Source organism: Chryseobacterium sp. Leaf404 (genome assembly GCF_001424145.1).
Taxonomy (GTDB): domain Bacteria; phylum Bacteroidota; class Bacteroidia; order Flavobacteriales; family Weeksellaceae; genus Chryseobacterium.
The window spans coordinates 23,679-44,682 of the sequence record NZ_LMQM01000006.1 but is presented as its reverse complement, the minus strand read 5'-3'; the positions used below and the strand labels follow the sequence as shown (position 1 = coordinate 44,682).

At 35.4% G+C, this 21,004-nt stretch carries 22 protein-coding genes; 8 read left to right on the top strand and 14 right to left on the bottom strand.

Features of this window, described 5'->3' with window-relative positions; genetic code table 11:
• Positions 1–287: 287 nt before the first annotated feature.
• The 9 genes from ASG31_RS05625 to ASG31_RS05585 form a co-directional block, all read right to left on the bottom strand.
• Positions 288–1,868, bottom strand: coding sequence for an autotransporter assembly complex protein TamA (locus ASG31_RS05625; RefSeq protein WP_117585819.1), 1,581 nt, complete (start codon positions 1,866–1,868; stop codon positions 288–290).
• A 72-nt stretch (positions 1,869–1,940) separates the two neighbouring features.
• On the bottom strand, positions 1,941–2,783 hold the full coding sequence (locus ASG31_RS05620) for a WG repeat-containing protein (RefSeq protein ID WP_056029037.1): 843 nt from the start codon (positions 2,781–2,783) through the stop codon (positions 1,941–1,943).
• Between the two features lie 17 nt (positions 2,784–2,800).
• Positions 2,801–3,595 carry an SDR family oxidoreductase gene (locus tag ASG31_RS05615; protein WP_056029035.1) on the bottom strand — a complete coding sequence of 265 codons (795 nt, stop codon included), beginning with the start codon at positions 3,593–3,595 and terminating at the stop codon, positions 2,801–2,803.
• 78 nt (positions 3,596–3,673) lie between these two features.
• Positions 3,674–4,252: a Uma2 family endonuclease gene (locus ASG31_RS05610; RefSeq protein ID WP_056029045.1), complete on the bottom strand. Its 579-nt coding sequence runs from the start codon at positions 4,250–4,252 to the stop codon at positions 3,674–3,676.
• A gap of 10 nt (positions 4,253–4,262) precedes the next feature.
• Positions 4,263–4,844 (bottom strand): Uma2 family endonuclease, encoded by a 582-nt coding sequence (locus ASG31_RS05605; RefSeq protein WP_056029033.1) that lies wholly within the window; start codon positions 4,842–4,844, stop codon positions 4,263–4,265.
• A gap of 40 nt (positions 4,845–4,884) precedes the next feature.
• Positions 4,885–6,108 (bottom strand): 3-phosphoshikimate 1-carboxyvinyltransferase, encoded by a 1,224-nt coding sequence (locus ASG31_RS05600; protein WP_056029031.1) that lies wholly within the window; start codon positions 6,106–6,108, stop codon positions 4,885–4,887.
• Positions 6,105–7,313 carry a hypothetical protein gene (locus ASG31_RS05595; protein ID WP_056029029.1) on the bottom strand — a complete coding sequence of 403 codons (1,209 nt, stop codon included), beginning with the start codon at positions 7,311–7,313 and terminating at the stop codon, positions 6,105–6,107. The genes ASG31_RS05600 and ASG31_RS05595 overlap by 4 nt, the downstream gene beginning before the upstream one ends.
• A 6-nt stretch (positions 7,314–7,319) precedes the next feature.
• Positions 7,320–7,646: a nucleotide pyrophosphohydrolase gene (locus ASG31_RS05590; protein WP_056029027.1), complete on the bottom strand. Its 327-nt coding sequence runs from the start codon at positions 7,644–7,646 to the stop codon at positions 7,320–7,322.
• 165 nt (positions 7,647–7,811) lie between these two features.
• Positions 7,812–9,224, bottom strand: coding sequence for a hypothetical protein (locus ASG31_RS05585; RefSeq protein WP_056029025.1), 1,413 nt, complete (start codon positions 9,222–9,224; stop codon positions 7,812–7,814).
• A 181-nt stretch (positions 9,225–9,405) separates the two neighbouring features.
• On the opposite strand from ASG31_RS05585, the gene ASG31_RS05580 reads away from it, so the two are divergent.
• From ASG31_RS05580 to guaB, 6 genes are all read left to right on the top strand, one after another.
• A complete protein-coding gene (locus ASG31_RS05580; RefSeq protein WP_056029023.1) occupies positions 9,406–9,657 on the top strand; it encodes a type B 50S ribosomal protein L31 in 252 nt (83 codons plus the stop codon).
• A 210-nt stretch (positions 9,658–9,867) separates the two neighbouring features.
• Positions 9,868–11,028 (top strand): GlmU family protein, encoded by a 1,161-nt coding sequence (locus ASG31_RS05575; protein ID WP_056029021.1) that lies wholly within the window; start codon positions 9,868–9,870, stop codon positions 11,026–11,028.
• A 97-nt stretch (positions 11,029–11,125) separates the two neighbouring features.
• Positions 11,126–11,635, top strand: a complete 510-nt coding sequence (locus tag ASG31_RS05570; protein WP_056029019.1) for an RNA polymerase sigma factor — start codon at positions 11,126–11,128, stop codon at positions 11,633–11,635.
• Complete coding sequence (locus tag ASG31_RS05565) at positions 11,610–12,263, top strand: hypothetical protein (RefSeq protein WP_231433820.1); 654 nt, start codon at positions 11,610–11,612, stop codon at positions 12,261–12,263. Before ASG31_RS05570 ends, ASG31_RS05565 begins: the two co-directional genes overlap by 26 nt.
• Before the next feature lie 12 nt (positions 12,264–12,275).
• A complete protein-coding gene (locus tag ASG31_RS05560) occupies positions 12,276–13,553 on the top strand; it encodes a DUF4252 domain-containing protein (RefSeq protein ID WP_056029017.1) in 1,278 nt (425 codons plus the stop codon).
• Between the two features lie 149 nt (positions 13,554–13,702).
• A complete protein-coding gene (gene guaB, locus ASG31_RS05555) occupies positions 13,703–15,163 on the top strand; it encodes an IMP dehydrogenase (protein ID WP_056029015.1) in 1,461 nt (486 codons plus the stop codon).
• 74 nt (positions 15,164–15,237) lie between these two features.
• Here guaB and ASG31_RS05550 read toward each other — a convergent pair whose 3' ends face one another.
• Positions 15,238–16,305: a DUF4407 domain-containing protein gene (locus ASG31_RS05550; protein ID WP_056029013.1), complete on the bottom strand. Its 1,068-nt coding sequence runs from the start codon at positions 16,303–16,305 to the stop codon at positions 15,238–15,240.
• A 151-nt stretch (positions 16,306–16,456) separates the two neighbouring features.
• On the opposite strand from ASG31_RS05550, the gene ASG31_RS05545 reads away from it, so the two are divergent.
• A complete protein-coding gene (locus ASG31_RS05545) occupies positions 16,457–16,858 on the top strand; it encodes a hypothetical protein (protein WP_131725504.1) in 402 nt (133 codons plus the stop codon).
• A gap of 6 nt (positions 16,859–16,864) precedes the next feature.
• Here ASG31_RS05545 and ruvC read toward each other — a convergent pair whose 3' ends face one another.
• The 4 genes from ruvC to ASG31_RS05525 form a co-directional block, all read right to left on the bottom strand.
• A complete protein-coding gene (gene ruvC, locus ASG31_RS05540) occupies positions 16,865–17,419 on the bottom strand; it encodes a crossover junction endodeoxyribonuclease RuvC (RefSeq protein ID WP_185113196.1) in 555 nt (184 codons plus the stop codon).
• Between the two features lie 52 nt (positions 17,420–17,471).
• The gene (locus ASG31_RS05535) at positions 17,472–18,569 is read right to left on the bottom strand and encodes a serine hydrolase domain-containing protein (RefSeq protein WP_056029007.1); all 1,098 of its coding nucleotides are present in this window, start codon (positions 18,567–18,569) and stop codon (positions 17,472–17,474) included.
• 67 nt (positions 18,570–18,636) lie between these two features.
• On the bottom strand, positions 18,637–19,521 hold the full coding sequence (locus tag ASG31_RS05530; RefSeq protein ID WP_056029005.1) for a hypothetical protein: 885 nt from the start codon (positions 19,519–19,521) through the stop codon (positions 18,637–18,639).
• A 41-nt stretch (positions 19,522–19,562) separates the two neighbouring features.
• Entirely contained in the window at positions 19,563–20,270 is a 708-nt protein-coding gene (locus tag ASG31_RS05525; RefSeq protein WP_056029003.1) for a diphthine--ammonia ligase, read from the bottom strand.
• 64 nt (positions 20,271–20,334) lie between these two features.
• Between ASG31_RS05525 and ASG31_RS05520 the strand changes: the two genes are divergently transcribed.
• Positions 20,335–20,949 (top strand): tetratricopeptide repeat protein, encoded by a 615-nt coding sequence (locus ASG31_RS05520; protein ID WP_056029001.1) that lies wholly within the window; start codon positions 20,335–20,337, stop codon positions 20,947–20,949.
• The last annotated feature ends 55 nt before the right edge of the window (positions 20,950–21,004 follow it).

The following is a 21,004-nucleotide window of genomic DNA, read 5'->3' as shown; positions in this document are numbered from 1 at the left end:
CTCATTACTCATAGAACTTTTCTTCTCAGAAATAAATATTCTTCTTAGCTCGCTTCCCTAGCCCTGATAGTAGCGGCATCCTTTTTTGTCTTGAAGGGAACTTAAAGAGTGGGAGACAAAAAAGATATAGCGGATAGCAGGAATCAGCTCCTGATAAAAATCCTTTACAACTTTGTCCTATAATTTTATCGTGGAGTTATGTCTTGTGTAAATGCGTGGGATGAGCTTTTTTAAGGAGGGGGGAACCGATAATTGTAACGTAGTTCAATTATCAATACGATTGTTATTTAAAATCTGCTTAGAATTCCCCAATGTATTTTTATGTCGTTGAATTTAAATGGATTTCCGAATTCATTACCGTTTGAAAGCTGGAAACTCATTAATCCGATCGGAATAAAGAAATTAAAGCCAAGGCCCACACTGTAGAGCTTTGGTTTTACACTTAAAGATTTGTTGTTCAACTGGCCGTATTGCCCGAAAACGTCAAAAAACGCCTGATTGCCGATCAAATAGCGGTATTCTAAACTTCCGTAATAGAAGAAGTCGGCGGTGAGAGAGTTTTCGTTAAAGCCGCGCAAAGAATTCCATCCACCGAAGCGGTATAGCTCGTTGGCAGTAAAATCGACTTTCGAATCGAGCATCGCTCCTTCTGCTTTTATATTCAAGAAATGATTGCCTTTAATACGATAATTGTGCTCGCCAAAAAAGTAAAACTGATTTTGCGGAGATTTAATATTCTCTTTGGTATAAGTGGTTGTAAGGTAATCGTATCCGAAATTGATTTTGGTTTTGTAAAGAAAAAGGTCAATGTCACTTGGCTCGGTCATATCGAAATACACCCCTAAACCTTTTTTGTTGTAATCTTTTCCCTGAACATAAAGGCTGTCTATAATCGTTGAGTTTTCAAACGTTGCTCTGAATCCTATCTTCTGGCGGTTATTAATGTGATAGTAAAACGCCGGCAATGCCTTTACATTGGCGAAAGTAGAATCCTGACGGAAAATATTGACTTTCATATTCAAGCCTACATTGGAATTGAATAGGTAGGGAATATCGGTTTGAAGATCGAAATTCTGTCCTTTATCGGGGTTTCTCTGCCAGTAAAGATTGATGGTTTCAAAACCATTGAACATATTTTTGAAATTCACATTCAGTGTACCGTTAAGCGTAAATTTCTCAGTTTTGTCATTTCCAAAACCAATCACGCCATCAAAAGTATTTGTTTTTTTCTTTTCTAAAAAGAGGTATATTTGGGTCGAGTCTTTGGTGAAAAGCGTCTGAGGCTGCCTTTCGAGTGATAAAAAAGGATGCCCCTGAAACTGTTTGTTTACAGCAATCAGATTTTTATCGTCATAGGTTTTACCTTTAAATTCTCTGTTTAGATTTCTCATAAAACGCTTCGGAACTCTGGTGTAACCTTTCATTACAAAACCGTCAATTGTGCGTTTATCGTTTTTGTTGATATCTAATTCAACTACCGGATAGCCATTTTTCTTGGTTTTTACGGTGGATTTTAATCGGCTGAAGGCAAAACCATCATCAATGTAAGCTTTGTTGATTTTCGTCTTGGTAGAATCTAGATTTTTGGTAAAAAATTCTTTTTCAGTCTTCAGTTTTTTGACAATAGAATCTGAAAGTGAAACGTATGTTACATTATAATTTTTTCCTTTATCATAGAAAATTTCAGTGCTGTCGCCTTTTATTTTAACTTCTTTCAATTCAGTGAAAAAATAGTTGCTTTGAGCCAGAGAATCGAGAAATTTTACGGCTGTAGCAGAATCTTTTACCTTTTTTTTGACTTTTGTTTCTGTGTCAATAAGAAAGTACTGTTTTTTTTGCGCCTGCGATTTAGAGCACAGAAAAAACATCGCAAAAATGCAAATCGAAAATAATTTTACAAAGAAAAAATTATGGGTATGTATATTCTTTTCCTGTCTCATCTATAAAAAATTCTTTATCCTTCCTTTCCGCCAGTAAATACCCATTTTGATAGCTTGAGGCGAGTTTATTATACTTTTTTTATTAATAAATTTTCTTTCTTGGATATTGTAAATGATGTAATTTCCTTCTTTGTCTTGCACTTTAATTAATGTTCCGGATTGTAGAATCGGGAAATATGGCATATAACTCTTCAAAAGTAATTTTCCATTGCGGGAAAAATATTCGGTTGGCGCATCACTGGGATACATAAATTTCCCGATAAAATAAATCTCTTGATTTCTCTGTTGGTTGGTAAAACTTTTAGGTTCTGTGAAATCAAAATTTATGGGAACTATTATATCGCCAGATTCATTGGCTACTCCAAATTTATTATTTTTTTTTACTTCGAAAAAGAGGGGAGTATGAGTGATTATTTTAATTCCTTCAAACTGATCAGGTACTTTTTTCTGAAAATCATCAATTATTTTTCTGTCTTCATCTTCTCTAATGATTTTTTTTCTTAGAATTTCGTCTTCGTCAGCGAAGAATACACTTGTCGCAGAGTTTTCACTGTTGCTTGACAGATTTGTACACGGAAGATTAATGTTAGTGGACAGAATGCATTTCATGTTTTTTTTCTCAAAAACTTTTGCTAAAGAAACATTCTTGTATTTTTTTTCTTCCTTATCAAAGATTTTATATTCTGCAAAAGGATAGGCTTGATCATATTGTGCCGGAATAACCAATTTTTTATTCTCATCCATAAATCCCCATTTGTTCTCAATTTTTACTGGAATAAGAGGTTTCTGTGGAAAATAAAATACAGGAACTAAAAGTAATATGTTTTTTATCAAGCGGATCATTCTATAGATAACTTTTATTAAGTAAGTTTATTGTATTTCTTCATGAGATTCTCATAAGTTCCCTGTGGCAAAATCCACTTTAAAGGAACGCCAATTTTCTGTCCGAATTTACCGAAATAATAATGAGCTTTCCATTTGTTTTTGGTTAAAAGTTGATTGATGTATTCAGCAACTTCCAAAGGTTCTGTTCCGTCGCCAACGTGGGAATTCATCAAAGCGTAAACTTTATCAAAAACGTCTTTGTAAGGTTCAGTCACTTTCGTTTTTACACGGTTCTCAGCAATATTGGTCTTAATATCGCCCAAATGAAGCGAACAAACATTCACGTTCCAAGGATAAACTTCATATCTCATTGCTTCCGTAACTTTATCCAAAGCCGATTTCGAAGCTGAGTAAAATCCGCGGAAAGGCAATCCCATCTCACTTCCAATACTTGATACGTTAATGATCTGTCCGAACTGATTTTCACGCATCTTCGGCATCACGGCAGTCATCATCTGAATGGCTCCTACAAGATTCAGATTAAATAATTTTAAAATATCTTCTTTTGAAGAATCCTCTACGGCACCTACCATTCCCATTCCTGCATTGTTGATGAGAACGTCGATTTTAGTTTCTGTTTTTAAAACTTCAGCAATTGCATTCTGAACTGCATCGTTATCTGTGATATCAGTTGGAATTGATTTAAAATACTGACTATCAGTTAATTTACGGCTCAATCCGTAGACACGATGACCTTTCTTTCCGAAATATTCTGCGAGCACGAAACCTATTCCTGAGGATGTTCCGGTGATGATGATGGTTTTCTTCAATGTTTTGTTTGGTTTAATTTTTATAAAATAAAACTTTGCCTGTGAAGCAAAGTTGTTTCAGCATTATGTATATGATCACTAAAATTCATAAAGATCCTGAGTTGAAAATCTAAGATCAGGAAAATGAATTGACTGCAACATTTCTCCGTCAGCAACCGGTTTTCGGCTGATGTATTCGCCATTTTCCAAACTGTATATTAAAATAAATTTTTCGCTGGAATCTACTACCCAGTATTCTGAGACACCTGATTCTTCATATAAACTGAATTTCAGATTCATTTCTTTTTTAGAGTTTCCTGGAGAAAGGATTTCTATAACTAAATCCGGAGCGCCAAGACAACCTTTGTCATCAATTTTATTTCTGTCACAAATGATACAAATATCAGGCTGTACAACAGTTATAATTTCTCCCATCTTGTTTGGAAATCTTACATCGAAAGGAGCGAAAAACATTTCACAACTTTTGTTACTAAATAAATTTCCGATATTTAAACTCAATTTTCTTGCAATTCGTTGATGCATCGGAGACGGAGACGGACTCATTTTCAAAATTTTACCTCTGAAAAGTTCCACACGATCCTTAATTTTCCACATGAGGTAATCTGCAAACGTATATGTTGCATTCATATCGAGCTGGCTGAGACTTGTAATTTCGATGGGTTTCATTTTAAATATTTTCAAAAATTTCTGACGCCGGAAACGCTAAATCTGCAAAAATGTATGATTTGATTTCTTCGTCTTCTGTAATTGGTTTTTTTCCAATAAAAATTCCATTTTCCAAAACAAAAATCTGTATCGTTTTTTCAACCGGATGCACAACCCAATATTCTAAAACACCAAATTCTTCATAGATACTGTATTTCAGGCTTAATTCTTTCTTTGAATTTCCCGGGGAAATAATTTCTACAATTAAGTCTGGCGCACCAACACAACCTTTATCATCAATTTTTTTTGGGTCGCAGATGACACATAAATCTGGCTGGAAAACACTTTTTGAATCCCCGTTCTTAGATGGAAATCTCACGTCAAATGGAGCTGGAAAGACTTCGCAGGGATTGTTTTTAAAAAAGTTGTAAAAAATTCCACTAAATCTAAACGAGATTTTTTGATGAACCGGAGACGGGGCAGGGCTCATTTTCAAAATTTTACCTCTGAAAAGTTCTACTCTTTCCTTGAGTCTCCACATAAGATAATCAGCGTACGTATACGTTGCATCCATATCGAGCTGGCTGAGACTTGTGATTTCCATTGGTTTGATTTTTATTAAACTCCTTAATAAACAAAATTAATCATTTTGAAATTAGCAATTCGGATAAATCCTCCCAAAACATCGGATATGATTTTTCCACCACATTTTCATCTTCAATATTCAATTCCTTAATAAGGCAAAAAGGTGCAAAACTCATTGCCATCCTGTGATCCTGATAGGTTTTGATGGAAATATTTTCTCTGGGTTCTGTGAAGTTGATTGATTTAATAGTTGAATCTCCAATTTCAGTTTCGCAACCCAGTTTTTTTAATTCGATATTTAAAGCTAAAAGTCGATCGGTTTCTTTTACTTTTAATGTTCCCAAACCTGAAATTTCAAACGGAATTTTCAGAGCTGAAGCTGTGACACACAGAGTTTGTGCGATGTCCGGACAGTTATTCATATCCAAAACAATCCTTTCAGGAAACTTAAAATCCTTAATAGGTTGGAGTGTCAATTGGTTTTCTTCTTCAATGAAAATGGTTTTAATTCCAAAAAAATCTTCATAAATCTTCACAATTGCAGAATCTCCCTGAGTAGAATTTTTGTAAAAACTTTTCAGATGAATAGTTTCCTGTCCAATCGCTGCGAGTGAATAAAAATAAGACGCAGAGCTCCAGTCGCTTTCTACTTCATAGTTTATAATTGATGAATGATGATTGATGAATGATTCAACTTTAATCGTGTTTCCTTCGAAACTATTTTTAATTCCAAAATGAGTTAAAATATTGAGAGTCATTTCGATATAGGAGCGTGATGTAACTTCGCCCACAAGATTTATCTCGAGACCATTATCCAGTTTTCCGGCAATCAGCAGGAGAGAAGTAATAAACTGACTTGAAATATTAGCCGGAACATCAACACTTTTCTGTGTAATTTTTCTGCCTCTGATTTTCAATGGCGGAAAACCATCATTTTCTAAATATTCGATTTCTACACCAAGATTCTGTAATGCGGTAACCAAATTTTTTATCGGTCTCTCCTTCATTCTTCCTGATCCTGTAAGAATGGTTGTCTTTCCTTGCTGAATCGAATAGTAAGATGTTAAAAAACGCATTGCCGTTCCTGCATGATGAATGTCTACTGTTTCGGATTTTTCAGATAAAGCTTTTTGAAGTAATTGTGTATCCTGAGAATTGGATAAATTCCTGATTTTTATATTTGAAAACAGACTTTCCAAAATCAATAAACGATTCGAAATACTTTTCGAACCGCTGATTTGTATGGTTTTACTGCTTTTAAGTGAAGATTTTTTCAGTATCATTTTGAATAATATAATTTACCGTTTTGATCTGCGTAGCAGAAAAATTTATAGTCCTTATCAAACATTTTGAAGAGCTGGAAGCCCTTCTTTCCATAATCTCTTCGGAAAAAATAGGGGATCATTTTAGATTCAGGAGTTATAAATTCCTGAGTTTTATTCATAAATACCAGATATTGATAGTTTTCTGAATTTTTAACTAAAAAACCGCTGGCAAAAACGCCATGACCGTCAGCAGTCATGATTTTATCATATTTCGGCATAATCAGATACTTATTTTCTCCTGTAAGAAAATATCCGAATTTGTTTTTCTCTTTTTTGATGTAAGCGTAATCGTAAGAGGCATCAGTCGTTTCAAATGATAATTCTTCAGGTGTTTTATCCTCAAAAGATGCTCTCACACGAATGATTTTTCCTTCCGAGTTTTCCGGAACGGGTTTTTTAGCTGCCTCAATACCTGGCATTCTTGTAGCTTCATACGAGGAATAACCTGAGCGACCGTAACCGTCTCGGTAATCATTGTTGTATGCCAGATCTTCAGTTTTTGATGATTTAATTTTGCCGTTTTCAAAATCAATAATCAGCTTCTTTTTTGTTTGGTTTTCATCATAAGTTATAGAAAAAGATTTTGGAAAATTCTTATAATCTGTATCTACGTCTTTGGAATTTTCAAAGAAAGTTTTGATAATTTTTTTCTGGTTTTTGTCAATTTGGTATAAACCGTAATTGTTTTCAGAGGAGTAGAGAAGTAAAAGAGCCGTTTCTTTTAGAGCAATTCCTTTTGTCTCGCTTTCATCTATTACGACAATGTTGTTATAAGACCGATCGAGAATTTGTTCACCTTTCAGGTTATATAAATTCATTGAAAGATAATTTGGATTTCCGCGCGAATGCTTGTACGATTCCTTATCTATTATGGTAACAGCTTTTATGAATTGTCCTTCGTTTTGAAAATACGCAAAATCAGTATCTTTTAAAATAATTCTGTCTTTCAAAATGTATGATTTTTTTAGTGTCGGAGTGGATTTGATTCCTGTAAAATCATTATTGTAGCCAACCGCAATCTTATCAAACTGTGCAGGAACAACCAATTTTCCGCTTTCGTCAGAAATTCCAAATTTGTCACCTTGACGATAGGGTACATAAATCTGTGAGCTGTAAAAGGAAAATGTCAGAAGAAGGAGTAAGAAAGTAATGCGGAAATTCATGAGTTTCTATTTCAGTTTTTCATTATTCTGATGGCGGTCTTTATCGCGATCAGTTTTTATCTTCATTTTTTTGTCGAATGCTTCCTGCAGATTGACACCGGTTTGATTGGCTAAACATAAAGTTACAAACATAACATCGGCTAATTCCTCGCCCAAATCTTTGCTTTTGTCGCTTTCCTTTTCGCTTTGTTCGCCGTATCTTCTTGCGATAATTCGGGCAACTTCGCCCACTTCTTCCGTCAGCATTGCCATGTTGGTCAGTTCATTAAAATACCGGACACCAATGGTTTTAATCCATTCGTCCACCTGTGTTTGAAGCGTAGTAATTTCCATGTTTTTTAAAGATTCAAGACAAAAGTAAAAAGATTAGGATAAAAGATTCAAGATAAAAGTAAATAGAGCCAAAGGATACAATGGTTAACTTTAGTAAAAATGTTTTACATTAACTATTACCCATTGCTCATTACTAATTACTTATCGCTTATTACCCATTACCTATCATTGATAGGCTCCCAAAGTTATATTTGAAGTTCTCGAAACACCCACGATATCTGTCGGAACTGATGCTGCAATAGTTGCGTTGCCTTTATTTCTTGCCGGAGAATCTGCTTTTACACGGAGGTTCATTTGAGCTGCAAAGAAATTGATAAATTTAGGATCTTCGTTTTTTAAACTTTGAATTACCACTGTCGGGTTGTTGTCAAATGGAAATCCAGCTTCAGAAGTTCCGGAATATTTCAGCAGTGAATTTCTGATTAGAAAATTAAACTGTTGCCCTGGTGTCTGTTCAAAATTTACAGCATTGTTTCTGTCTGAATAAACAATTGAATTCCAGATGTTAAGCTGCTGTAGAGCCCCCTGCTCAATCTGTCCGCTTTCGTTTTTCCATTCGTTTGTGGCAAAAATTCCCAATCGGTTTCTTGAGAAAAGCAGATCTGAATAATTTGCTATTGTAGAATGGATGTAGGAATGATTTCCACCTTTAAAGATCGAGACGCAGGCGTCTCCACAGTTGTTCATGACTAGATTTTTTGCGTTTACGGTGGAAGCTACTGCATAAATACCGTTATCTAAAAAGTTATGAATAAAAGAATTGTTGATATTGGCAGTTGCCTGTCTCATATCCAAACCATTAATCCCCCCGAAAAGCCTTGTGTGATTCATATTAATGGTAGATCCAGCCTCCATTTTTACAGAATTCCAGTTGTTGGGAATCGTGTCATAATAAGTTTCATTACGGTCACCCCGCATGATGATCTGCTCAGTTTGATTTCCGTTCAGATTTAAAGAAGCACCATTTGAAATCTTCATTCCACTGTTTTTGTGGAAATAAATTTTTGTGCCGGATTGCACATTTAGTGCTACACCGCTATCTACTGTAAGATTTCCGTAGATGATTTTAGCTTTAGAATTGGTCCAGTTTGTATTTGCTGAAATTACATTGGGATTGGATGGCGTTTGAATAAAAAATTCTGCATCCTGAACTACTGAAAATAAATTCACATGCTGTTGCCCAGCAGGACTTGTGAATAATATTCTGTCTTCGGCAATCGCTTCCGGTCCGGTAGCTGAAGGTGCAATTTCAACAAAAATATAGAGACTGTCTTTTTTTCGTAAAGGAACATCTTTAAAATCGTAACCGGGTTTACCGTCTACATTGATTTTGTACAAAGAAGCTGCACCTTTTTCAAGATGGATTCTTGGGATCAGAACGTCCTTGTCTTCATTATTGTATACTTTTACGGCATACGTTTCAGACCTTACCTGATGATAAACAGTATCACAAAATACCGTATCTCGGCTGAAACTGAGTTCCTGAGACGGAGTATCAAAAGAAATCTCGTCTCTGTTGCAGGAAACTGCTAGTAAAAGAATCCAGAACGCGCTTAGAAGAATGATTTTAAATTTCATTGAAATTCAGGTTTAAGAGTTCCAAATTTAACGAAAAATACTTCAGTTTTCTTATTTCGGAAAAATAATGTTCAAGGTGTTTGGATATTTTAAAAAAAATTGTATTTTTGCAACCTAAAATTTAGCAGAAGAAATACCATTACTATTTCGAAAGCAAACTTTAATTTTTTAAAAATTTATTATGAAAAACGGAATTCACCCAGAAAATTATAGACTTGTTGTTTTCAAAGATATGAGTAACGACGAGGTATTTTTATGTAAGTCTACTGCAGACACTAAAGACACAATCGAGTATGAAGGAACTGAGTACCCATTGATCAAAATGGAAATCTCTTCTACTTCTCACCCTTTCTACACAGGGAAAACCAAATTGGTTGATACTGCAGGTAGAGTAGACAAGTTTATGAACAAATACAAAAAATTCTCTAAGTAATTTTTTTGATTTTACAATATTTTAAGGTCTTCCGGTTTTTCGGAAGACTTTTTTGTGCAGTTTACTCAGAATTAAAATTCACATAGCACAACTTTACTTAATGATTCGTATTTTTGTTAAACTCGAAACTCGAAACTCGAAACTCGAAACTCGAAACTCGAAACTCGAATCCCGGACCCCGAAACATAAAACCTTAAACCCGAAACCCACATGCAACTCGTATTCTCCGATGCACAATATTGGGAAGATTTTCTTCCGCTTACTTTTACCCGTCCTGTCGCAGAAATGCGTTGCGGAATTCTTACGTTTTCCGAAAGATGGCAGAAAATTTTAGATTCAAATGAAATTTCGTGGTTTACAGAACTATATCTTCAGCAGAAATTCAGAGAACCTGAGAAAAAAGAAAGTCTGTTTTTAGTTCCCAATTTTTTACCTACAGAAACGGTAATTCAGCAAATTAAACACTTGCAAATGGGCGAAGCTTTGGTCTATGAAGACGAGCTGGTTGCCGCAAAAATCAATATGGATGGTTTTTCTTTGAATCAGATTGAGAAAATGATTGATATTAAAGAAGAACTCGTTTTCTTTAAGAAACCAACCGATCTTTTTACTTATAACAAAGAAGCGATTGATTTTGATTTTGAATTACTGACGAAGGGAAAAACATCGCAGGAATTATCTTCTACCAATGGGTTTTTAGGAAATAGAGAAGATTTATTTATCGAAGAAGGTGCGGAAGTCGAATTTTCAACCATCAATACCAAAACCGGAAAAATTTATATCGGGAAAAACGCCGAGGTGATGGAAGGCTGTAATCTTCGTGGTCCGATTGCGCTTTGTGAAGGTTCGAAATTTAATTTGGGAGCAAAAATTTATGGTGCTACAACAGTGGGTCCACATTCAAAAGTGGGCGGCGAAGTGAGTAACATTATTATTTTTGGATATTCCAATAAAGGTCATGATGGTTTTGTCGGAAATTCCGTGATTGGAGAGTGGTGTAATTTAGGTGCAGATACCAATTCTTCCAACTTAAAAAACAATTACGGAAACGTGAAATTGTGGAATTACAGAACTAAAGATTTTCAGGATACTGGATTGCAGTTTGCCGGTGTAATTATGGGAGATCATTCTAAAACAGCGATCAATACGCAATTAAATACCGGAACTGTTATCGGTGTGGCTTCCAATATTTTTAAAGAAGGTTTTCCTCCAAATTTAATTGAAAACTTTTCGTGGGGTGGCTTTAAAGACGATGAACGTTTTAAATTAGACAAAGCCTACGAAGTCGCAGAAAAAGTAATGGCAAGAAGAAAATTACCTTTAACAGATCACGATAAAGCGATATTTAAGCATATTTTTAATGAATATTGATCGATAATTATAAAAACTTCAATTTTTTTTTGAAGTTTTTTTCTTTTCCGTGTAATATATTTCCGATTCAGATTGTCTTACTAATAGAAACCACTTTATGACCCATGAAACTTTTAGGAATACGGTATTTATTCTCAGAGATGAGATGTTCCGTTTTGCGAAAAGGTTTGTGATGAGCAGTGATGAAGCCGAAGATGTAGTTCAGGATTTGATGATCAAATTCTGGCAGAAAAAAGAGGAACTGGCGCAGTTTGGAAATTTTAAATCTTATGCCTTAAAATCGGTTAAAAATGAATGTCTGAATAGATTGAAACATCACGATGTAAAATTAGGCTTTGCAGATCTGCAGCTTCACCGTTCAGAACTGTACAGCATGGATGTGAATAATATGAAAGAGCAGATCATCGGCTTTATCAATCAGCTTCCTGAAAAACAGAAAATGGTCATTCATCTGAAAGACGTGGAAGAGTATGAAGTGTCGGAAATTTCTGAAATGCTGGAAATGGAAGAAAACGCAGTAAGAGTAAATCTCATGCGCGCCAGACAAAAAGTAAAAGAACAAATCTCACAATTGATGAGCTATGAGCAACGACAAATTACAGGATAAATACAACGAGGTCTTCCGGGATTTAAAGGAAGAAAAAATGAACTGGGATTTTGAAGATTTTCTTCAGAAAGCAGAAGGAAAAGATGATTCGGCTACCGTTATTCCTATCCAAAATAAGAAACCAACCTTTCCTAAATGGTTTTGGATGGCAGCAAGTGCCGTGATTGTTTTCGGATTGGGATTAATTTTCAGTTTAAATGAAAGCACAATTTCAGAAAGGGAAAATTTAGTCAAAAACGAAGTTTTAAAACAGAAAAGCGAGTTTGTTGCAGAAAATCATGAGCACGAAACGCAAATGGCAGTCAATTTTGCAGACTCCGTAGCAGGAGAGAAAAGAGATTCAATCTTCGTGGAAAATACAATTGCCGAAAACGATGCTCTGGACGAAATTCTCTCGAAAAAAGCCAGAATGAAAAAGAAAGTTAAGCCAAAATATGTGCAGAATTCTGTATCAGCTCAGGATTCTTCGGGGTACAGAGATTCCTATGTGATTGTGAACGGCAGAAAAATATCAAGTGAAAAAGAAGCGTTGGACGTTACCACTTTTTCGCTGATGAAAATGGGAAAAGAATTCAGAAAAACTGTGGCTTCCTTTAACAAAGATGAGGGTTTTACAGAAGAATATTAAAATAGAAATACAATGAAAAATATAGTCTTATTCATCCTGCTGTTTTTGGGCAGCTTTACAACTTGTACCGCCCAGAATGAAAAAATTGATCAGCTCTTCAATGATATGCAGAAAAACGGAGTGACCTCAATTGAAATTAAAAAACCAATGTTTGCGCTGCTCAACAGCATTGATATCAGCGATGACTATTTGGGAAAAATTAAACCGATAATGCGTGATGTGGATGGTTTGAAGCTTTTGGTTTTTTCTAAAATTACGTTCCCGGATCATTTAAAATCTGAAAACAGAGGTCAGATAAAAATGAATGAGGAGAAAAGTGAAAGAGTGTCAAAACTTCTCTCTGATCTCAATCTCAACGAATTGATGTCATTGAAAAGTGACGATGTTTCAATGAAATTTCTTGCAGAAAATGCAAGAAACGGCATTCTTGAAAATCTGATCTTCAATGTAGATTCAAAAGATGAAATCGTAATTTTTATGCTGAACGGAAAGATGAAGATGGATGATGTGAATAAAATGATCAGCTCGTCAGAAAATATGCTGACTGTAAAAAACGCGAAGAAAGAGGTAAGTATAAACAAAAACAGCGTCTACCTCAGCGGTGAAGACAGGAATGTAGGCGAGTTCTCAGGAATCAGTGCTTCAACAGGGGTTGTGGTAAATTTTAAACAGGAAAATCCAACAAGTGTAAAAGTGGTGGCTGATGCTGATAAAATGCAGTATATCATTACAAAAGTAGAGGGTGGGATTCTGAATATTTACATTGACAATAAAGATCAGAAAAATTTAAAAATCAAAAACATCAGTGTTAATGTTTCTGCACCCAAAATTGAGCAGATAAAAACGTCTTCAGGAGCAATTTTCAATTCTATCAATAATATCAACGAAAAACGTCTGGCAATAGATGTTTCCTCGGGATCCGTTGTGAACGGAACATTGAATATCAAAGATCATGCTGTAGTTGAAATAAGTTCTGGTGCGGTGATCAATTCTCAGATCAATACCAACGAAATTTCGGTTAAATCTTCGAGCGGTTCTACAGCAAACCTGAAAGGAAGTGCAAAATTCGGCTCGGTTGATATGAGCAGTGGTGCGGTTTTCAATGCAGAAGGTTTTAAATTTGATCAGCTGAAGGTTCAGTCTACTTCCGGCGCCAGAATTTCCACACATGTTCTCGATGAGCTATATGCAAGAGCATCATCGGGAGGTGTGATCGAGTACAAAGGAAATCCCAAAATTGATTCAGATATCAGCAAAATCTCAGGCGGAAGTCTCAGAAAAACAGATTAAACAGTTCATTTTTATATTTAACTTTAATAACCATCTTGTTCAAGGCGGTTATTTTTGTATTCATTTTATGTATTGTTAAGTTTTATTTAAACTATTTAAAAGCATTTTCATAATCCGTTTAAAAGTCTTAATTTTGCAAGAAAGTAAAGATGTCTATTCATAACAAAATTGTAGAGACAGCCATCACTTTCGATGACGTGCTTCTAGTCCCTGCTTATTCTGAAGTTTTACCTAATCAGGTTTCATTAAAATCAAGACTTACCGACAAAATTACCCTTAACGTTCCTATCGTTTCCGCTGCAATGGATACGGTGACGGAGGCAGATTTGGCGATTGCACTGGCAAGAGTGGGTGGTTTGGGTTTCATTCATAAAAATATGACCATCGAAGAGCAGGCTGCTCAGGTCAACAGAGTAAAACGTTCTGAAAACGGAATGATCTCTGATCCCATAACGCTTTCAAAAGATCATACCTTAGGCGAAGCCAAAAGTTTAATGGCTCAATATAAAATTTCCGGTCTTCCGGTGGTGGATGCTGATAACGTTCTTATAGGAATTATTACCAACAGAGACGTAAAGTATCAGGAAAACCTTGAGGAAAAGGTTGAGAAATTTATGACGAAGGATAACCTTATCACTTCTGATAAAAATACCAATCTGGAAATTGCCAAAGAAATTCTTCTCAAAAGCAGAATTGAAAAACTTCCTATTGTTGACTCTGAAAATAAACTGGTTGGTTTGATTACCATTAAAGATATCGACAATCAGCTGGAATACCCCAATGCCAATAAAGACGAAAGAGGACGTTTGATCGTGGGAGCCGGAGTTGGCGTGGGTGAGGATACTTTAGACAGAATTGCTGCTTTGGTGGAAGCGGGAGTGGATATCATCGGTATCGATTCTGCTCATGGGCATTCTAAAGGTGTTTTAGATAAAATTTCAGAAATCAGAAGAACCTATCCTGATCTTGATATCGTAGGCGGAAATATTGTAACTGCCGAAGCTGCAAAAGATCTTATAAAAGCTGGGGCAAATGTCCTGAAAGTTGGGGTAGGGCCCGGTTCTATCTGTACAACGAGAGTTGTAGCTGGGGTGGGTGTTCCTCAGTTGTCAGCAATCTATAATGTCTACGAATATGCCAAATCTCAAAACGTTGCCGTGATTGGCGATGGCGGAATTAAACTTTCCGGAGATATCGTAAAAGCTATCGCAAGTGGCGCAGGAGCAGTAATGCTGGGTTCACTTTTAGCAGGAACTGATGAGGCTCCGGGTGAAGAAATTATTTTCCAGGGAAGAAAATTCAAAACTTATCAGGGAATGGGAAGTCTTTCTGCTATGAAACGTGGCGGAAAAGAAAGATATTTCCAAAGCGAGGCTAAAAAATTCGTTCCGGAAGGAATTGAGGGCAGAGTTCCAAGCAAGGGCAAGCTGGAAGATGTAATCTTCCAGTTGACGGGAGGTTTAAGAGCCGGAATGGGATATTGTGGAGCCAAAGACATCACAGCTTTACAAACCGAAACCAAAATGGTAATGATTACAGGAAGTGGTCTGAAAGAATCTCATCCACACGATGTGATTATCACTTCGGAAGCTCCCAATTATTCTTTATAAAAATCTGAATTTACAATAAAGCAAAAACGGCGGTCATTTATCTGACCGCCGTTTTTAGTTGAAGGACCATAATGTCACTTCAGTTTCTCTCTAAAATCATCAATTCTGAAATCTGTAATTGCATTACCTTTTTCAATTTTTTCTTTTGAATAAAGCCTGAAATCATTTTCGGTTTTTTCCAAAAGATAATCATAAGGTCCCACCGAAGAAATTAGTTTAACCAAAACCGGCGATATTTCCAGACAGATAAAAAGTCCCATGATAAAGGCGGCGGCCGTAGCAATGATGGCTGAGTTCTTCCCCAACTCATCCAAAGCCTGTAGTCTTGCCGCAAAACCGTTGAATTTGTCTTCAAATGTTTCGGTAGACTTTCTCTCGGTCTCCAGATTGGTGTAAACTTTTGAAATTTCTTTATCGAGATATTCAAGTCTCGGGGCGATCTGTTTCTGGTAGTTTTCCAAGTCCTGTCTCCGTTGCTCTTTCAGCTCCTGTTTTCTTTTGGCATTGATTCCGAAACCTACTTTTCCACTCGTTAGATTTGATTGTTTTCCTAAAATCTCTTTTTCAAGTTCTACAGCTGCAGAATCGTAAGATTTTTGGTATAATGCAATTTTTTCGGAGATCTGTTTTTTTTCTGTCTCAAAAGGGCCGCTCTGCTGAAGAATTCTGCCGTTCATCTGCTTTTGCAGTTCAGTTTTATTTCGCTGAATAATCGTGTTCAACTGTTTATTTACTTCTTTTTCAAAAATTTTAAGTTCTAAAGGTTTAGAAATAATAATTCCTAAAAATGTAGCCAAGATTAATCTCGGGATAGACATCAAAATCTGATTCCACCACGTACCAGTTTTCTTGATAGACGAAACGATGTACCGGTCAAGATTAAAAATCATCAGGCCCCAAAGAATTCCAAAACCTGCAGAAGCCCAGATGTTGTCAAAAATGGTGTACATTGCGTACGCAGCAGATAATGTAGCAAATACTGCGGTAAACAAAACGATTCCGCCAATCCCGGCAAATTTATTCCATTCGCTGGGTGTCTTTCTTAAAATATGGATGTTGCCTCCGGAGCAGAGCAGCAGAAATTTCTGAAACCAGTTGATCCTGTGACTGTAATGAGGTAGAGTAACCTGCGTTGTTTTCATTCATTAAAATTGTAACAGATAAGTAGAAAAAAACATACCAATGTTACAAATGGTAATAGGTTTTGCCAAGTAATTATAAATAAATTTGAAAGAGGTAAATTTGAATTGCATAATAATTGCAGTGAAATACACATTCTATAAAAATAAAGTTATGAAAAACTGCATTAAGTTCTCACTGTTATCACTGGTTTTTGTACTGGCTTCCTGTAAAAATGAAGATCCGGTAGATAAAGAACTGAAAGATGCTGCCGCAAGCATGAACAAAATGACTCCGCAGGATTTAAGTGACGGAATAAGGTTAGACAGTGTTTCTGCCGGTCATCTCAGCCTTCGTTATAATTATACTTTGACGGAAGATGTGAAAGAAAATGTAACGGCAGAAGACATACGCGTCTTTAAGGAAGATGCCAGAGAAGCAGCAAAATCCAGCTTGAAAGCATCAGAAGATATGGCCGATCTGAAAGGTCATAAGATCAAATTTGACTACATCTATTACGATAAAAATGGGAAGAAAACAGCAGATTTCTCAGTTTTACCTGAAGATTACAAATAGCTGAAACTATTTTAAACGGTCAGGATTCTGTTTCAGAAAACTTTCCCATCCAGAAAAAGATTTTGTACTGGAGATCATCCCCGAATTAAAATGATGACAGACTGCAACCGCCAGTCCGTCTGACGCATCGAGGTATTTTGTGGGGAATTCTTTGAGGTTTAACAAGCTTTTGAGCATCCCCGCAACCTGCTCCTTACTTGCATTTCCGTTTCCGGTGATGGCCATTTTTACTGATTTGGGAGAGTATTCAGAGATAGGAATATTCCTGTATAAACTTGCTGCCATCGCTACTCCCTGTGCTCTTCCCAGTTTCAGCATGGATTGTACGTTTTTCCCAAAGAAAGGTGCTTCAAGTGCCACTTCATCAGGATGGAATTCATCGATTAAAGCTAAAGTTTTATCGAAAATATATTTCAGTTTGGTTTCGTGGTTGGGATACTTTTTCAAAATCAATTCGTGAATGGAAATCATTTCCATCTTTCCTTTTTTTACCGAAATTAAACCAAATCCCATAATCGCTGTTCCGGGATCAATTCCTAAAATTATTTTCTCTGCTGAAATCATTGGGGCAAAGATATGGGAAGTTTTAGTTTATTTTAATTCAAAACTGTTTTTAATTCTTTTCATCTACATTCTCAAGAAAATCAACAGCTTCTTTGATTTTCTGATGAGGCTTAAACGCAGCATTTTTCCCTTTCTCCTCATTCGCAATATTAGATAGAATGATAACGGAAGTTTTTGTTTTGGGATAATAAATATTGAGTGACGGCGCACCTTTCACGTAGCCGCTGTGAAAGTAAGTGACAGGTTTATCGTTGCTCATCATAATTCCCAAACCGTAACCCATTGTTCCGAAAACAGGATGTTGTCTTTCGGTACTTTTAGCCATGAATTTTTTCAGTGTTTCAGGTTTAATTATTTTTCCGCCGTACAAAGCACTGTTCCACAAATGTAAGTCGTCAACCGTCGACAAAACACCGCCTGCAGGAATTCCGATTTCTTTTTTACCTAATCTTTTCGGCATTCCGTCAACCACCTTTTGTGATTTTGAATTGCCCACATAAGTTTTGGCAAAATTTTCACCCCGAAAAACTGTTCCTGTTGAAGAGTTTTTCATTCCCACTTTTTTAAACAGATCAAGAATATTTTCATTGAATTTTCTTCCTGAAACTGCTTCCACAATTTTTCCCAGAGCATTGAAGCCGTCGTTGGAATAATTAAATCCCGAACCGCTTTTAAACATGAGTTTTTCGCCAAAATTATTCAGTCCCGAACTGTGATTTAAAAGTTGATGAATTGTGATGTCTTCATATTCTTTTTTCTGAAATCCTTTGATGTATTTTGAGACCTTGTCATCCAAACTAAGTTTGCTGTCTTCCATTTGAAGCAAAATTAAAACTGCTGTAAACTGTTTGCTGATGGAGGCAATAGAGAAAACAGTTGAGCGATTAATTTTTGTCTGATTTTCAAAATCTGAGAAGCCGTTATTTTTTCTGTATAGCTCAATACTGTCCTTAAAAATACCGACACTTCCATTAAACTGATATTGATTAAAAACCGAATCGATCTGTGAAGCAATGAGTTTCTTTTTAAAATCCAAAACTGCCGAATCGGCGATGGCTTGGGAGTTGATGGGTTTTTTCAGTACTTCTTTTTCGCAGGAGAATAGAATAAAACTGAGTAATGAAATAAAAAATATTCTGGAAAGCATCAAATTTGTTTTTCCTAAAAATAAGAAAAAAATTGACAATTTCGGGAATTAAATGTTTGCAAGCTTCTTATTTCGGTTTTATAAAAACAAGATAAACATCCTCGTAATCATTCTTGTTTGTGAAAAACTTTACAAATTCTTTAGGAATATATCGGACGATATATTGGTTAGGAAATAGTGAGTAACTCCTGGTGAACGTTTTGCTGTCTAAGATTTTGCCATCAGCTATAACAAGCGAATTTTTCCCAGCCAAAGGAGATTCGATAATGCCATAGTAATTGCCCCATCCATTATTTTCAAGTTTGACTGTTTTTTTCTTTCCAAGGTTTTCGATATTAATAATTTCGAGTTTCGTACTGTGGTAGAAATCCTTTGGAGAAAATTCCAGTAGACTTTCATATTTTAGAATTTCTTTTGGTACTTCAAGGTGATAATAGCCATTTTCATCTGTTTCTGCAGTGTAGATGTTTGTTGTAGTGAGAAAGCTTACACTGCCAACAAGAGCCTGGTTCTCTTTTACAGAGACCATTTTTCCGGAAATTATAAAATTGCCATTTTCTTTTTTATCCTGCTGTTTTTCATTTTGTTGTTGTGTCGGTTTTTTAAAAGTTTGTTCTGCAACAGGTTTTATCGTCTGAGCAGGATATACATTTATTATACTTGCTGTTAAAGCCATTCCGGCAGCAATTTTAGAAAAATTTGTATTTCTTTGTAAATGTTTTGTCGGAGAATTTTTTTTCGCCTGTTTATCTTGGGTTGTCTTTTTAGTGAAATTTCCGCAAACTTGCTGCACTTTATTTTCTACAAAAAAATTTTGTAATTCTGAAGATGTAAATTCTGAAAAATCAACTACATTTTTATTACAGATACTGCAAAATTTTCCGTCGGGAACGTCCTGCATATTGTCTAATTTTTCAATGCAGGGATCTGCGATTCTAATAAAATTATTCATTGGTATTTAGCTTTCAATTTTAAACGAAAAGATGCCAACATTTATTTCTCTGTCAAATCACAAAACCAAAAAACATATTCCCCGCCGTCACTTTCGTCAGTTTTTGGTTTTGGATAGGTTTTTATTACCGTTTCTCCGATTTCAAATTCGATTGGATTTTTAAAAATCGGCCCATCAAAAGTGAAGGTATGAAACTCGCCGTTTTCTCCGCAGGGATCAACGTTTACCGGTAAATCTTTAATGAAATCTTTATCAATAATTCTTCCTGCAAAACTTTTATCTAAATACGTTTCGTTTACGCAGGTGACAATGGTTTTAAAACCTAGATCTAAAAATTCATGGATGAGGTCGGTTGTGTTTTGCTTCCACAAAGGAAAAAAAGCTTTCATTCCGATGGTTTCGAGTTGTTTTTCACGATATTCCTTTAAATCTTCCAGAAAAATATCTCCAAAAATAGAATGCGTAACCCCTTGAGATTTGATTTCATTCATGGTTTCAGACATGATTTTCTGATATTCTTCCATCGAAGGCTCTTTAGGAATTTCCATTTTGATTAAATTTAAACCTAAACTTTCAGCCTGTTTTTCCAGTAAAGAAACCGGAACGCCGTGCATTGAAATTCTTTGAAATTCTTTATTGATGCTGGTCAGCAATGAAGTGACTTCAAATTGATCCTCTTTTAAAATTTTGTATAAAGCAAGTGCAGAATCTTTTCCGCTGCTCCAGTTGAAGATAGCTTTGGGTTTCATGTTAATCAAATTCCCCCAAAAATAGTAATTATGATTTTGGTTATATTTGAAAATAAATTTTAAGATGAAAAAAATATTACTTCTTACATTTATTGTTATCTCTTTCTTTTCCTTTGCACAAAGTGTTAAAGTGCTAAGACAAGAAGCAGTTAAAGCGATCAACAATAATGACTTTTCAACAGCTAAAACTTACTATGAAAAAATTTTAGAGAAAGGTCATAAAACTTGGGAGAACTATGTTCTTTTGGGAGATTGCGAGTTTAAATTGGGTAATATTGGTGCAGCATGGAACTATTATCAAGAAGGTTATAAAAAAGCAAAAGTTCAAGACTATGCAACTATAAATGTTAGAATGGGAACTATTTTAATGCAACAAAAAAAATATGAAGATGCTTGGATGGAATTTTTAAAAGTAGAAATTACTAGACCAAATGATCCAGCCGCAAAAAAATTACAGGCAACTGCTCTGTATCATATGGAAAAATATGATGATGCATTATTTACTCTGAATCAAGCGGAAAAATATGATGATTCAGATTTAGAAATTAAATATTATAAAGGTTTGATTTTATTTAAGCAAAATAAAGTTGAATATGCTTGTAAAAATTTTAAAATGGCAAAAGGTTTAGATATTCCTGATTTGAAAATTTTGACCGCACAACATTGTAACAAGCCTTAATAAAAGAAAAGCCGTAGAAATTTAATCCACGGCTTTTTTTTTAACTGCCTGTCCG